This is a genomic window from Paractinoplanes aksuensis, assembly GCF_024137025.1.
Lineage (GTDB): Bacteria > Actinomycetota > Actinomycetes > Mycobacteriales > Micromonosporaceae > Actinoplanes > Actinoplanes aksuensis.
On sequence record NZ_JAMYJR010000010.1, the window covers coordinates 226,693 to 239,046 of the forward strand.

The window sequence follows — 12,354 nt, forward strand, 5'->3', positions numbered from 1 at the left end:
CCGGCCCGCAAAATAATGTTTCCCGGCCCGCGCCTCAGGAGCGCCTCGGTTGCCGTGCGGTCCCACCTTGGTACCCCTTCTCAGATACCCCTCCTCCGACGCCGAGTCATCCGGTGTGACGCGGGCCGACCGGTGCCGCGATGAGAGCGGAGGAGTACCCACGTGGCCGGACCGTCTGTCGAGCTGTCGCCCGTCATCGCGGCGAGCACGCACTGGCTGTCGCGTGCTTACCCCTCGGGGAGCGCCGACACGATCGCCCACACCCTGTCGGAGCTGCAGGCCCGGCAGGCGGTCACGGTTGCCGCCTGGTTGCGCTACCCGACCGAGGTCGACGCGGCGCTGGTCGCCATCGCCGGCCCCGGCGGCTCGGCCGTGCTCGACTGGCGGGTCGGCAGCGAGCCCGAGGACGAGGAGGCCGAGGAGGAGGGCTGGCGCACCTGGGTCGACGAGACCGTGGTCAGCTGGGCCGCCTGCCTGCTGGCCGACCCGGAGCTGGCCCGGCGCGGCGTCGACGCCGTGATCGCGGCCGTGCCGCTGGCCCGGGACCGGCCGCTGCCCTACGCGCGCAGCGGCAAGGCGCCGGCCGAGTTCCGCCGCCTGCTCGAGCCCGACCGCCGCGACCTGGACGCGGCCGCGCTGCTGCGCCACCCCGACCTGCTCGAGCCGGTCGCCTCCATGCACCGCGACTCCCTGCTCTACCTGCTGGATGCTGAGCAGCAGCTCGCGGCCTGATCCGTCCGTCCGAAAGGCCGGCGCCCCACCCGGGGTGCCGGCCTTTTTCGGTGCTTGGCGTGAATCGGGGAAGAAACTTTCCCGGGAATGCAGCATTCTTGCCACGCCGGGCGTTACCGGTGCACGAACCAGGACGAGCGGGGAGTTTCGCGGGATGCGGGATGCGGACGGCTTCGACGAGTTCTACCGGGACACGTCAGCCAGGATGTTGCGCTACGGCTACGCGCTGACCGGGGACCTCGGCGACGCGCAGGACGTGGTGCAAGAGGCGTACACGCGGGCCTGGCGCCGCTGGCGCACGGTGTCCGCCCACCCGGCGCCCGAGGCGTGGCTGCGGCTGACCGTGGGCCGCCTGGCCACCGACCGGTGGCGCCGGCTCAGCGGGTGGCGGGCCGCCGTCCGCCGGGCCGGCCCGCCCGAACCGGCCGGCGCCCCCAGCGAGGACGCGGTGTGGCTGACCACAGCGTTGCGGCGGCTGCCCGCACCCGTGCGCCGGACGGTCGCGCTGCACTACCTCTTCGATCTGCCGGTGGCCGACATCGCGGCCGAGACCGGCGTTGCCGTGGGCACGGTGACCTCACGACTGCACCGTGGCCGCACCGAGCTGGCCGCGATCCTCGCCCCGTCCCGCACCCCGGAGGTCAGCGATGTCGAACATTGAGCAGGCCTTCGCCGCCCTCTCGTCGGACTCCGAGCGCGGCCTGCTGCTCTCGGGCCCCGAACTGCGCCGCCAGGCCGCCCGCCGCCGGTCGCGCACGGTCGCGGTGACCAGCGGCACGGCCGCCGTGCTGGTCGTGGGCGCGGTCGGCGCGGGCTGGGCGATCGCCGACAACAACCGCAGCACGGGGCTGAACACGGCCGGCGGCTCGGCCCCCGTCGTCACGATGTCGTCGGCGCCGCCGGTGCCGTCCAGCGCCCCGGCGACCACGCGGCCGACCACCGCCCCGGCCACCACCGCCCCGCCGTCGAGCGCGCCGGTCACCAGCGAGGCGCCGGCCCTGCCGAAGTCGGTGCCGGCCCGAGCCTTGATCAACAAGGCCGACGCCAACGGGGACGTGACGCGGCAGGAGGACAAGATCGGCCCGCCCGAGTTCTGCGCCAAGGCCAAGTTCCCGAGTCAGGACCAGCTCGGCGTGAGCGGGTCGGTGATGGCCGCCTTCCGCGCGCCCGGCACCCCGGCCGAGAACATCCCGGACGACACCGTGTACAACACTGTCGGCGTCTATCGCGGCGACGGCGCCCAGGACTATCTGGCCGACCTGCGGAAGGCGACCGAACTGTGCGCGACCGGCAAGGTGGGCGACCTCGACGTGCAGTTCGATCTGCTCGGGTCGCTGGGTGTGGGCGACGAGTCGGTGCTGATCCACCGGGCCTACGAGCTGACCGACGGCGAGGGCAACCCGATGAACAACGGGTCGCAGATGAGCACGTACATCGGGGCGGTGCGGGTCGGCGACGCGGTCACGCTGATCGACGCTCGGGGCTACGAGAACCTGGCGTCCAACCGGGCGGCCATCGAGTCGCTGACCAAGGCGGCCACCAAGCGGCTCGAGGCATGGCGGGACTGATCGATGCCGGATGAAGTGGGCGAGGCGTTCGCGGCGCTGGCGGCGGACAGCGAGCGCGGGCTGCTGCTGACCGGCCGTGAACTGCGCTACCAGGCCGAGCGGCGGCGGTCCCACCGGACCGGGCTGGCCACGACGGCTACGGCCGTGCTGGTAGCGGCCGCGCTCGGCACCGGGTGGGCGGTGACCAGCGCCGGGGGACAGCCGTCGGCGCCGCCCACGACGGGCACGGGGCTCGGCGGACTCGCGGCCGCCCCGACCGTCAGCACGGTGCCGTCGTACGCCCCGTCATCGGCCGCACCCTCGGCGACTGCGCCTTCCAGCGCCCCGCCGCCGCCCACGCCACCCTCGACCCGGCCGCCCACCACCGCCCCGGTGATCACCGAGGAGCCGATGCCGGCAGAGATCCCGTACCAGGTGACGCTGCGGCAGGAGGACGCCAACGCCACCGTCACGTATTTCAAGCCGCTCGGCGTGCCCGAATTCTGCCCGGCCGCGAAGTTCCCGAGCCAGCGCGAGCTCGGGGTCAGCGCGTCGATCATCTCGCGCTACCGTAAACCGGACAATCCGCCCCCGAAGGGCACCCCCGACGACGCGGTCTACAACACCGTCGGCGTTTACAGCGGCGACGGGGCCAAGGACTACATGGCCGAGCTGAGGCAGGGCGCGCAGGTCTGTTCCGACAGCCGGATACGCGGCCTCGACACGACTTTTTCGCTGCTCAGGCCGCTCGACGTCGGCGACGAATCGGTGCTGATCCAGCGGCAGTACGAGGAGGTCGACGCCGAGGGTAAGCCCCTCGAGAACGGCCTCTACCGGAGCACCTTCATCGCGGCGGTCCGGATCAACGACGCGGTGACCCTGATCGACTGCCGCGGCTACGAGAACGCCGCGTCGGAACCGGCCACGGCCCGGACGCTCGGCCTCGCCCTCGCCAAGCGGTTGAAGGCCTGGCGAGGGTGATCCGGCCGCTCAGGCCAGGCGGGCCGGGAAGCCGCCGGTGGCGATCGGGCCCCACCGGTCGATGGTGATGCGGATCAGGGATTTGCCCTGGTCGCGCATCGCCTGCCGGTACTCGTCCCAGTTCGGGTGCTCGCCCGAGATGACCCGGAAGTACTCGACCAGCGGCTCGACCGCCTCGGGCAGGTCGATCACCTCGGCCGTGCCGTCGACCTGGACCCACGGGCCGCCGAAGTCGTCGGAGAGCACGCACACCGACACCTGCGGGTTGCGCCGCAGGTTGTAGACCTTGGCCCGCTCGGGGTACGTCGAGATGACGATGCGGCCCTCGGTGTCGACCCCGCATGTGTTGGGGGAGGACTGGGGGCGGCCGTCGCGCCGGGTCGTCATCAGGATGGCGTGGTGGCGCGGGCGCAGGAACTCGAGCAGCTCGTCGCGGCCGGCCCGGGTGTTGGTGGCAACAGTGCGGGCCATGGTCAGCTCGCCACCGTCGCGCCGGCCTCGTGCGGCGTCACGCCGCCCGGGGCGGGCCGGTTGCCGTCGATCTCGGCGACACGGGCCGCGCCGATGATGCCCGCGTTGTTGAGCAGCGTGGCCGGCACCATCGGGGTGCGGATGTCGATCAGCGGCAGGAAGCGGTCGGACTTCTTGCTGACCCCGCCGCCGATGATGAACAGCCGCGGTGAGAGCAGCATCTCGACGTGGGAAAGATAGCGGCGGACCCGGCCCGCCCACTTCTCCCAGCTCATGTCGTCCTGCTCGCGGGCGCGGTCGCTGGCCCGGGTCTCGGCGTCGTGGCCGTCGAGCTCGAGGTGGCCGAACTCGGTGTTGGGGATCAGCGTGCCGTCGAGGAACAGCGCGCTGCCGATGCCCGTGCCGAACGTCAGCATCATGATCAGGCCGGCCTGGTCGCGCCCGGCGCCGAACGCGACCTCGGCCACGCCCGCGGCGTCGGCGTCGTTGAGCACGGAGACCGGCTGGCCCAGCCGCTCGGTGAACAGCTGCGCCGCCGGGGCGTCGAGCCAGGACTTGTCGACGTTGGCCGCGCTGCGGGTGACGCCGTCGACGACCACGCCCGGGAAGGTGATGCCGACCCGGTCGAACTGCCCCTCGAACTGGGCCGCCACCTCGGCGACGGCCTCGACGACGCTGGTGACGTCGGACGGCTGCGGGGTGGGCACCCGGTACCGCTCGGCGAGCAGCTCGCCGCGGGCGGTGTCGACCGGCGCTCCCTTGACCCCGGAGCCGCCGATGTCGATGCCGAGAATGGCCATTGTGTTTCCCGTCTTGAGGTGCCTGGTTGTGCCCCCGCTGTTTACCACGGAGCTCCGACATTAAATCCCGTGGTCGATTTCCACCCTCCCCGGGGGTTGCGGGGTGACTCTCGTACTTTCGGCTAGGCAAGCCTCACCTTCTCGGTTAGCGTGGAGTGACAGAACGGTCGCCGCGTGCGGGCACGGCTCTCTGCCCGCCCTCTGGAGGACCTCCCATGACCGTGTCCCACGCCGACCTCAGCGCCACGGACCTGCTGGTCGAGCTGGCCGCCCACCCCGAGTTGCGCGACCGCGCGATCGAGGCGTGGCTGCCGCTGGCTCGCCACCTCGCCCACCGCTACTCCGGCCGCGGTGAGCCCACCGACGACCTCATCCAGACCGCGACCGTCGGCCTGATCAAGGCGGTCGACAAGTTCGACCCGTCCCGCGGGGTGGATTTCGCGGGATATGCGATCCCGACCATCATCGGCGAGATCAAGCGTCACTTCCGCGACCGCACCTGGTCGGTGCGGGTGCCGCGCCGCCTGCAGGAGTTGCGGCTGGCCATCACCGAGGCCAACGCGACACTGACGCACAGCCTGGGCCGCTCCCCGACAGTCGCCGACGTGGCCACCCACCTGGGCGTCACCGAGGAAGACGTGCTGGAAGGCCTCGAGGGCGCCCGCGCCTACAACGCGACGTCGCTCTCCACGCCGATCACGGCCGACGGCAGCACCTCGCTGGGCGACACCCTGGGCGGCGAGGACTTCGAGTTCGAGCTGGCCGAGACCCGGGTCGCGTTGGGCCCCGCGTTGGCCACGCTGGACGAGCGCGAGCAGAAGATCCTGACGCTGCGCTTCTATGGCAACCTGACCCAGTCGCAGATCGCCGACCAGATCGGCATCAGCCAGATGCACGTCTCGCGCCTGCTGGCCAAGGCCCTGACCAAGCTCCGCACCCAGCTGCACGGCGGCTTCTGACCCGATCAAGATCAACTGCAAGGCCAACTTCATGTCGTGGCGGGGTGGTGGGTGCAGACCGTCACTCCCGTCGAGGGCCCGGCCGGGGCGAGCAGGGCGCTGGCGCGCCCTGAGCGCTCACCCCACCCGGGCGACCTGCGTAAGTGGTTGCGCTCGAAAAACAAGTCAACCCCTCAGGCCGGCCGGTCCGAGGGGTTGATCTTTGCAGTTGGGCGTGACCACTCACGCACGTCGCCGTGGTGTGGTGAGCGCTTTGGACGCGCCGGCGGCCAGCTCACCGCGCCGCGGCCCTCGACGGGAGTTGCGGTCTGAACCACCCACCCCGCTACGACAGGCTGTTGACGTTGATGTTGGGCTTACTGGGCGCCTGAGGCTTGCCAGTTGAGCGAGACGAGCAGCGACTTCGCCTGGTCGGCGACCTCGGCGTCGGTCACGACCGAGTACGTCCCGGCCTGGATGGAGGAGCGGGAGGCGAAGTCGCGGCGGCCGCCGGTGGCGGCGTGGGCGATGGCACCGAAGACCGCGCCCCAGGCGGCGCCGATGAGCAGGCAGACCAGGATGACGGCGAACCAGCTCGAGTCGCTGAACAGGCCGAACAGCAGGCCCACGAACAGGCCGAACCAGGCGCCGCTGGCCGCGCCGGCCAGGGCCGACTTGGCGACCGTGAGGCGGCCCAGCACGTTCTCGACGAGACGCAGGTCGGTGCCGATGATGGCGGTGCGCTCGACCGGGAACTTGTTGTCGCTGAGCGTGTCGACGGCCTTCTGGGCCTGGGCGTAGTCGGGGTAGGTGCCGACCACGACGGTCGGCGAACCGCCCGCGGCGAGCGTCTGGGCGGGCAGGCTGGGCACTCCGGCCGGGCCGGGCGGGATGCCGGCGGCGCTGGTCGGGTTATCGGGGGTGGGCGCGGTCATTTCGTACCTCCCTTGACGCGGCGGCCGGCGGATGCCGGGGCGCCGGAGTTCTTCTTCACGGATGCGGGAGCCGGCTTCGACCCGGAACGGGGAGCGGGCTTCGGCTCGGGGCGGGGAGCGGGCTTCGCCTTAGTGCGAGGCGCGGCTTTCGTCTTTGTGCGAGGCGCGGGCGCAGTCACCGGAAAAGCCGCAGCCAATCGGGCCCACAGCAGGAACGCGCCGGCGGCGACGGCCGTGATCGCGGCCGAGCCGGCCAGGAACGCGAAGCGCCCCGAGACCAGGTCGGGCATGGCCCGCTCGGACAGCGCGACCGAGGCCAGCCCGAACGCCCCGGCCGCGGCCGTGACCGCGCCGACGGCCAGCAGCGGCAGCTTGACGACGCGGCTGGCCGGGCGGGTCTCCATGGGCTTGAGCAGCCGGATCACGAACACCGCGAACGCGCCCCAGGCCAGCGTGACCAGCAGCGCGGCCACCGTGTCGCTGGGGCGGTGCCACTCGGCCCAGACCGTGGCCACGGCGATGATCGTGACGTAGGCGAAGCCGACCAGGGCGACCATTCCCCGCAGGGCCTGCGGCAGCACCAGGACGACGGCGAACGCGACCGACGCCGCGGCCGTCGTGTGGCCGCTGGGGAACGAGTTCGACATGGCCGAGCCGTCCAGGTCGGGCCGGGGGAGCTGGGTCTTGAGCAGCTGGGTGGTCAGGTTGGCCCCGATCACCAGCAGGGCCGCGCCGACGGCCAGGTCGAGCCGGCGGCGGACCACGCCGAAGACCGCCGCGAACAGGCAGACCAGCACAAGGCTGGCCAGCGAGGTGTTGTTGAGCGTGCGCTCGAGCACCTCGGTCACCTGCGCGTGGTGCACGTCGGCGCCGCGCATGACAATCGTGTCGATCTGCTGGCCGAGGGTCGTGCGCACGGCGAGCTGATAGAGAGCCACCACGGCCAGGGTCGCCAGGACGGCGACGCCCATCGGCGTGAGCAGGTGACGCGAGGCGCGGGGAGGCGCGGCCGTCGCCGGCTGGGGGGACGCCAGGACCGTCATGGGCGGTGTCCTTCGGATGGGCTGGGCAGGGCGCTACGGCCTTTGCCCAACCAAGTTCATTTCTAAGCGCGTCGAATCATAAGTCTCAGCGGGTTCACCGCGACACATCAGCACCGTGTGCGCCGCGTCGCAACTTTTCTGCACCCTCGCGCGCTCTTGTCGCGCAACGCCCCGCCGCCACCTTCTAACGGACGCCGCCCGTTGAGAAGGAGACGTTTACATATGAGGCAGTACGCTCGCCGGTTCGCCGGCCCGCTGCTCGTGGTCGCTGTCGGCGCCGGTCTGGTGGCCGCCCCCGGCGCGGCCAGCGCGGCCGCGGTCTCGGCCACGATCGACGTGCGCAGTTCCCTCAAGGTGCGCTCCGGCCCGTCGCTGGCCGACCGCGTGCTCGGATCACTCCGCGACGACCAGCGGGTCTCCGTGGTCTGCTCGGTCACCGGTCAGAGCGTCCGGGGCTCCGTGCGCACCACGACCCAGTGGGACAAGCTCAGCACGGGTGGTTACATCACCCACGCGTACGTCTGGAACAGCGGCACCATCAAGCGCTGCGCCGCCTCGTCGCCGCAGGCCGCGGCCGTGAAGGTGAAACCGGGCAAGGCGATCAGCGCGAACAAGGTCGGCACGGTGCGCAGCGCCGACGGCAAGGTCAACATCCGGTCGGGCCCGTCGACCACCGCCGCCGTCCGCCGCGTGGTCGGCAACGGCACCAAGGTGACCGGTGTCTGCGCCGTGCCCGGTTCGACGGTCAGCGGCACGGTCCGCACGACCTCGCAGTGGAACAAGCTCTCCGACGGCAACTACATCTCCCACGCGTACGTCGTGACGGCCGCCCTCAAGTCGTGTCCGGGCGCTCCGGCCGCGAAGCCGGCGCCGGCCGTGACCCAGACCCCGGAGCAGTTCATCAAGGCGGCCGTGCCGGGCGCGCAGCTCGGCTGGCGCGAGTACGGCGTGCCGGCCTCGGTGACGATCGCGCAGGCGATCCTCGAGTCGGGCTGGGGCCGCAGCGGCCTGTCGGCGGTCGACCGCAACTACTTCGGCATCAAGTGCCAGAGCGGCCGCTACGGCACGCTGGCCAACGGCTGCCACGAGTACACGACGCAGGAGTGCACCAAGGAGGGCACCTGCTTCACCACGAAGGCGACCTTCCGGACGTACGCCTCGATGGGCCACTCGTTCCGTGACCACGGCAACTTCCTGAAGGTCAACCCGCGCTACGCCCCGGCCTTCAACTACACCAAGAACGCCAACGCCTTCATCTGGAACGTGTGGAAGGCCGGCTACGCGACCGACCCCAACTACTACACCAAGATCACCACGCTGATGGCGCAGCAGAAGCTGTACCAGTACGACACCTGGAAATAAGTAACAGGCACCCCCGTCGGCCGAACCCGGTCGGCGGGGGTGCTTTGCACCATATGCTGGTTTTGGTGAAGCGACGTGAGCCCTCGGCCACCGCGGCGGAGGCCCGTCGCGGGCGCTTCACCGGTCTGCTTCTGGCCGGGTCCATCCTGCTGGCCGGCCTCACCGTCGTGGTCTCCGTGTATGCCGTGATGCGCTCGGCCCAGCACGAGAACGCGGCCCGGGTGATGGACCAGCGCACCGCGATGGCCCGCGCGGCCGTGCAGACCGAGACCGGGCGGTACCGGTCGCTGATCGAGACGGCCGCCGCCGGCCTGGCCACCGACGCCAACCTGACCTGGGCCGACTTCGACACGGCGACCGCGCCGTTCGCCTCGGCCAACCTGGTCGGCGCGGCCTCCCTGGCGTACGTCGTCCCGGCCGCGACCGACCGGATCCCGGCCATCCAGGCCCAGTGGCGCTCGCGCGGCGCCACCGGCCTCGAGCTGCGCGCCACCGTCACTGCCGACGAGCACTTCTTCTCGATCTTCACCCGGCCGTTGACCGCGCAGGGCCGCCCGATGAACGGCCTCGACATAGCGGCCGCTCCTGAGGCCGCGGCGGCCCTGGTCGACGCCCGCCGGATCGGCCAGCCCAGCGTCTCCGACGCGTACGTGCTGCTGCGCGACCGCAACCTGCCGGCGGCCGAGCAGCAGCGCTCGTTCGTGTTCGCCGCCCCGATCTGGACCCGGGCCAACGTGCCCGAGTTCCGCGGCTGGCTCGTCCTCGGGCTGCGCGGCGGGGACTTCCTGAGCGGCATGCTCGAGACCGTCAGTCAGAACCAGCTCGACGGCGTGCTGCTGGCCACGAACCGTGACGGCGGGCGGCCGGTCGTCGCCGAGTACACCGTGCCGGGCCGGACCGACCTGGAGCGCACCGTCGACCTCGTGGTCGCCGACCGCGGCTGGCGGCTGATCACCCGGGCCGACGCCTCGCACCTGCCCGGCGCGTCGAGCCGGCTGCCGCTGACTGTGCTGCTGACCGGCATCGCGCTGTCGGTGCTGCTGGCCGGTCTGGTCTACGTGCTGGCGACCGGGCGGGCCCGGGCCTGGGCCCGGGTGCAGCGGGCGACGGCCGACCTGCGGACGGCCGAGGCCGGCAGCCGCCGCCAGGCCGGGCTGCTCAGCGCGATCATGGACAGCATCAGCGACGCCGTCGGCGTGGTCGACGAGCGCGGTGCGTTCCTGCTGCACAACCCGGCCGCCCGGGAACTGCTCGGGGTGGCCGAGGACGAGAACGACCCGGCCGAGTGGCAGAAGCACTACGGCCTCTACCGGCCGGACGGGCGCACGCCGTTCCCGGTCGAGGAGACGCCGCTGATCCGGGCCCTGCACGGCGAGTCCTGCGACGGCGTCGAGATGCTCATCCGCAACGACCGGCGGCCCGAGGGCGTGCTGGTCAGCGTGGACGGCCGGCCGCTCGACCCGGGGGCCGACCGGCACGGCGCGGTGGCCGTCTTCCACGACATCACCGAGCTGCGCCGCTACGAGAACGACCTGGCCGTGTTCGCCGGGGTGGTCGCGCACGACCTGAAGGCGCCGCTGACCGTGATCCGCGGGCACAGCGAGGCGGCGCTCGAGGATCTGCCACCGGGCACCGGGGTCGAGCGCAGCCTGGAGCGGATCATCCTGGCCGTCGACCGGATGGCCGGGCTGATCGACACGCTGCTGGCCTACAGCACGGCCCGCGACGCGCCGCTGCGGTGCCGCCCGGTCGACCTGAACGCCCTGGTCGGCGAGGTGGTGCACGACCGTACGGCCCATCTGCGCCCCCAGGACCACCCGCAGATCACGGTCGGCGACCTGCCGGTGGTGTCGGCCGACCCGGCGATGCTGCGGCACGTGCTGGACAACCTGGTCGGCAATGCCCTCAAGTACGTCCGGCCCGGCACCGACCCGCAGGTCGAGGTGACCGCCGCCGGCGCCCGGATCGAGGTCGCGGACCGGGGGATCGGCATCCCCGACGAGGCCAAGAACGAGGTGTTCGACAAGTTCCACCGGGCCCACGCCGAGGCCGGGTACGCCGGCACCGGCCTGGGCCTGGCCATCTGCAAACGCATCGTGGAGCGCCACGGCGGCGAGATCGGGGTGTCCGACAACCCCGGCGGCGGCACGCGCTTCCACTTCACCCTGCCGTCGAAGGAGAACGAGATGTCCGCGAAAGACGACGACGCTGTCGCCCGGGCCGCCCTGGAACGGGCGCTGGCCGAGCGGGCCGCGATGGAGAACTCCCGCCTGCCCGGCCTGAGCGCGCTGCCCGCGGCCGAGCCGTCGGCCCACGACCCGGCCGCGGCCCGCCTGCGCGCGCCCGTGCCCGACCACCACCCGCGGGTCGAGCGGGAGTAGTCGCTCCGCTTTTCCGGGGGCAGGATGAGAGTCATGACGATTCCCGCCCTGCCGCTCCCCAAGGCGGCCGACGGCACCCCCGTCGAGATGCCCCTGCTCGGCTTCGGCACGTGGCAGTTGCACGGCGACTCCGCGTACCAGGCCGTCCGGGACGCGCTCGAGGCCGGCTACCGCCACCTCGACACGGCCACCATGTACGGCAACGAGGCCGAGGTGGGCCGCGCCCTGCGCGACAGCGGCGTGCAGCGCGACCAGGTCTTCATCACCACCAAGCTGCCGGCCGAGCGGGCCGGCCAGGAGCGCCGGACGATCGAGGCGTCCCTGCGCGACCTCGGCGTCGACGCGATCGACCTGTGGCTGATCCACTGGCCGCCCCACCGCGGCCGCTCGGTGCCGGTCTGGCAGGCCTTCGTCGAGGCCCGCGAGGCCGGCCTGACCCGGGCCATCGGCGTCAGCAACTACGACAGCGCCGAGATCGACGAGCTGACGGCCGAGACCGGCGTGACCCCCGCGGTCAACCAGATCCGCTTCGGCCCGTCCCTGTACGACCCGGCCGTCCTGACCGCCCACCGCGAGCGCGGCGTGGTCCTGGAGGGTTACTCCCCGTTCAAGACGACCAACCTGCACGACCCGGCCCTGACCCGCATCGCCGCCACCCACGGCGTCGACCCGGCCCGCGTCGTGCTGCGCTGGCACATCCAGCACGAGATCGTCGTCATCCCCAAGTCGAAGACCCCGGAACGCATCGCCCGCAACGCCGACCTCACCAACTTCGTCCTCACCGAAGAAGAGATGCAAGCGATCGACGCTCTGGGCAGCCGATGATCTCGGCTGACGCCGCATGCGGTCGGTGAGTGCCACCGAGGCGTCCGGACACTTCTCCGACCTGCTCGGAGCCGTCGAGCGGGGCGAAACTGTGACCGTCACCCGAGACGGCCGACCGGTGGCGGAAATGCGACCGCTTCGCCCGGGCACAGGTGCGGACCTTCGATCGGCGCTCTCTGGCATCCCGGCGCCTGATGAGAAATTTGCCGAGGACATCGCGGTTGCCGTCCGGCTCCTGAGGCCGGGGCGGCATGAGCAGGGGAGCGAGGCAGTCTGAGGGAGAGCGACGTGTCGGTCGGATTCCCAGGGTGGGGGCGGTGTTAATCACGAGGCGTTTTT

The 12,354-nt window shown here is 71.9% G+C and carries 13 protein-coding genes; 9 read left to right on the plus strand and 4 right to left on the minus strand.

What is annotated here, in order from left to right:
- Positions 1-162 precede the first annotated feature (162 nt).
- The 4 genes from M1L60_RS11490 (at position 163) to M1L60_RS11505 (ending at position 3,260) form a co-directional block, all read left to right on the plus strand.
- Positions 163-732, plus strand: a complete 570-nt coding sequence (locus M1L60_RS11490) for a hypothetical protein (protein WP_253237344.1) — start codon at positions 163-165, stop codon at positions 730-732.
- Between the two features lie 154 nt (positions 733-886).
- Positions 887-1,393 carry a SigE family RNA polymerase sigma factor gene (locus M1L60_RS11495; RefSeq protein ID WP_253237345.1) on the plus strand — a complete coding sequence of 169 codons (507 nt, stop codon included), beginning with the start codon at positions 887-889 and terminating at the stop codon, positions 1,391-1,393.
- Positions 1,380-2,300 (plus strand): hypothetical protein, encoded by a 921-nt coding sequence (locus M1L60_RS11500; RefSeq protein WP_253237346.1) that lies wholly within the window; start codon positions 1,380-1,382, stop codon positions 2,298-2,300. Before M1L60_RS11495 ends, M1L60_RS11500 begins: the two co-directional genes overlap by 14 nt.
- Before the next feature lie 3 nt (positions 2,301-2,303).
- Complete coding sequence (locus M1L60_RS11505; RefSeq protein WP_253237347.1) at positions 2,304-3,260, plus strand: hypothetical protein; 957 nt, start codon at positions 2,304-2,306, stop codon at positions 3,258-3,260.
- A 9-nt stretch (positions 3,261-3,269) separates the two neighbouring features.
- On the opposite strand, the gene M1L60_RS11510 is transcribed toward M1L60_RS11505, so the two are convergent.
- Positions 3,270-3,731: a PPOX class F420-dependent oxidoreductase gene (locus M1L60_RS11510; RefSeq protein ID WP_253237348.1), complete on the minus strand. Its 462-nt coding sequence runs from the start codon at positions 3,729-3,731 to the stop codon at positions 3,270-3,272.
- Positions 3,732-3,733: 2 nt separating this feature from the next.
- Positions 3,734-4,531 (minus strand): polyphosphate--glucose phosphotransferase, encoded by a 798-nt coding sequence (gene ppgK / locus M1L60_RS11515; RefSeq protein ID WP_253237349.1) that lies wholly within the window; start codon positions 4,529-4,531, stop codon positions 3,734-3,736.
- A gap of 215 nt (positions 4,532-4,746) precedes the next feature.
- Between ppgK and M1L60_RS11520 the strand changes: the two genes are divergently transcribed.
- Positions 4,747-5,490: an RNA polymerase sigma factor SigF gene (locus tag M1L60_RS11520; protein ID WP_253237350.1), complete on the plus strand. Its 744-nt coding sequence runs from the start codon at positions 4,747-4,749 to the stop codon at positions 5,488-5,490.
- Between the two features lie 356 nt (positions 5,491-5,846).
- On the opposite strand, the gene M1L60_RS11525 is transcribed toward M1L60_RS11520, so the two are convergent.
- On the minus strand, positions 5,847-6,404 hold the full coding sequence (locus M1L60_RS11525) for a YflT domain-containing protein (RefSeq protein ID WP_253237351.1): 558 nt from the start codon (positions 6,402-6,404) through the stop codon (positions 5,847-5,849).
- Positions 6,401-7,447 carry a phosphatase PAP2 family protein gene (locus M1L60_RS11530; protein ID WP_253237352.1) on the minus strand — a complete coding sequence of 349 codons (1,047 nt, stop codon included), beginning with the start codon at positions 7,445-7,447 and terminating at the stop codon, positions 6,401-6,403. The genes M1L60_RS11525 and M1L60_RS11530 overlap by 4 nt, the downstream gene beginning before the upstream one ends.
- A gap of 222 nt (positions 7,448-7,669) precedes the next feature.
- On the opposite strand from M1L60_RS11530, the gene gsmA reads away from it, so the two are divergent.
- The 4 genes from gsmA to M1L60_RS48250 all read left to right on the plus strand — a co-directional run bounded on the left by gsmA (position 7,670) and on the right by M1L60_RS48250 (position 12,292).
- Positions 7,670-8,809 carry a sporangiospore maturation cell wall hydrolase GsmA gene (gene gsmA, locus M1L60_RS11535; RefSeq protein ID WP_253237353.1) on the plus strand — a complete coding sequence of 380 codons (1,140 nt, stop codon included), beginning with the start codon at positions 7,670-7,672 and terminating at the stop codon, positions 8,807-8,809.
- A 65-nt stretch (positions 8,810-8,874) separates the two neighbouring features.
- Positions 8,875-11,190 carry an ATP-binding protein gene (locus M1L60_RS11540; protein WP_253237354.1) on the plus strand — a complete coding sequence of 772 codons (2,316 nt, stop codon included), beginning with the start codon at positions 8,875-8,877 and terminating at the stop codon, positions 11,188-11,190.
- Positions 11,191-11,223: 33 nt separating this feature from the next.
- Positions 11,224-12,015 (plus strand): aldo/keto reductase, encoded by a 792-nt coding sequence (locus M1L60_RS11545; protein ID WP_253237355.1) that lies wholly within the window; start codon positions 11,224-11,226, stop codon positions 12,013-12,015.
- A gap of 16 nt (positions 12,016-12,031) precedes the next feature.
- Positions 12,032-12,292, plus strand: coding sequence for a type II toxin-antitoxin system Phd/YefM family antitoxin (locus tag M1L60_RS48250; protein WP_369077218.1), 261 nt, complete (start codon positions 12,032-12,034; stop codon positions 12,290-12,292).
- The last annotated feature ends 62 nt before the right edge of the window (positions 12,293-12,354 follow it).